This window comes from Arthrobacter sp. CP30, assembly GCF_053470025.1.
This window is the reverse complement of the sequence record NZ_JBQEMM010000027.1, coordinates 1-1,383: the sequence shown is the minus strand read 5'-3', so window position 1 is coordinate 1,383 and position 1,383 is coordinate 1. Positions and strand designations below refer to the sequence as shown.

The window sequence follows — 1,383 nt, the reverse complement described above, 5'->3', positions numbered from 1 at the left end:
CTGCCGGCACCCAGGAAGGACTGGACACCGCAGTAATCGACGCCGAAGCCGCAGTCACCGCCGGCGCGGAAACACAGGCAGGCCTCGACGCCGACGTCACCGCCGCCCAGACCGGCCTGACCGACGCTGAAGGAATCCAGGCAGGTCTTGATGCTGACGTCCTTGCAGCCTCGGATGCTCTCGACGCCGCCGGGGCTGCACTTCCCGGACTGGATACCGCTGTTGACGAAGCCGGGACGGGCCTGACCGACGCTGAAGCAGCCCTGCCTGGACTCGAGGCCGCTGTTACCGTGGCTGAGACCGGTGTGACAGACGCTCAGGCCGCTCTTCCTGGACTGCAGACCGATGTCGATGCCGCTCAGGACGCGGTCGACGCCGCCGAAGAAGCCCTCGCGGCAGAGAACGCCAATGTCCTGAACGTGCAGGCCGACGTCGACGCAGCACTAGGCGTACTGGCTCCACTCGAAGCCGCCGTCGGTGTCGCGGTCGGTAACCTCACATCCGGGCAAGACACCCTGCTCGCTCTCGAGGCCGACGTCGACCTCGCGGAGGCGAACCTTCTCGCAGCACAGGGCCAGCAGGACGGACTGATCGCTGAGACGACAGCCGCGATCACCGGCGCCACGACGACCCTCGCCGGAACCGTCACCGCTATCGTCACAGCCGAAGCCGCCGTACTCGCGGCCAGCCTGACCCTGCTTGATCCGAACGACGACATCGCAGCCCAGGCTCAGCTCGACCTCGCCCGGGCCAACAACGCAGCAGCCCAGACAGCCCTCAATGGCCTCCAGGCCACTCTGACCACACTGCTCGCGGGTCCTACGCAGGCCGTCATCAACGCGACCGCTGCCGTCGGTACTGCTACAGCAGCTCTGGCTGACGCGCAGGTCTCCATCAATCTCCTGGGGTTGCAGGCGCAGGTTGATGCGGCGATCCTCGAGCGGGATGCCGCGCAGAACACCGTCACCCAGTTGCAGGTCGATCTGGGCCTGGCCATCGGGGAACGAGATGCTGCGGCGGCAGACCTTGCCGCCGCACAGGCAGCTCTTAACGCAGCTGTTGCCGCGCAGGCCGCTGGTGAGCAGGCCGTCATCGACGCCCAGGCAGCCCTTGACGCAGCTGTTGCCGCCCAGGCTGCCGGTGAGCAGGCCGTCATCGACGCAGAGGTGACCCTCGCTGCGGCCCTCGACGCGCAGGCCGCCGGGAACCAGGCCATCGCCGACGCTCAGGCAGCACTCGCTGCGGCCCTCGCGGCCCAGGCATCCGGTGACCAAGCCGTTGCCGACGCCCAGTCGGCCCTGGACGCGGCCCTCACCGCTCAGGCAACCGGAGCAGCAGAGCTCGCCGAACTTCGGGCGACCCTTCAGGCAGCCCTGGAAGCCC

The 1,383-nt window shown here is 68.3% G+C and carries 1 pseudogene; it reads left to right on the top strand.

The annotated features are described in order from the left end of the window. Positions 1–1,383, top strand: a pseudogene (locus tag ACTIMO_RS17135) (hypothetical protein); the annotation flags it as partial.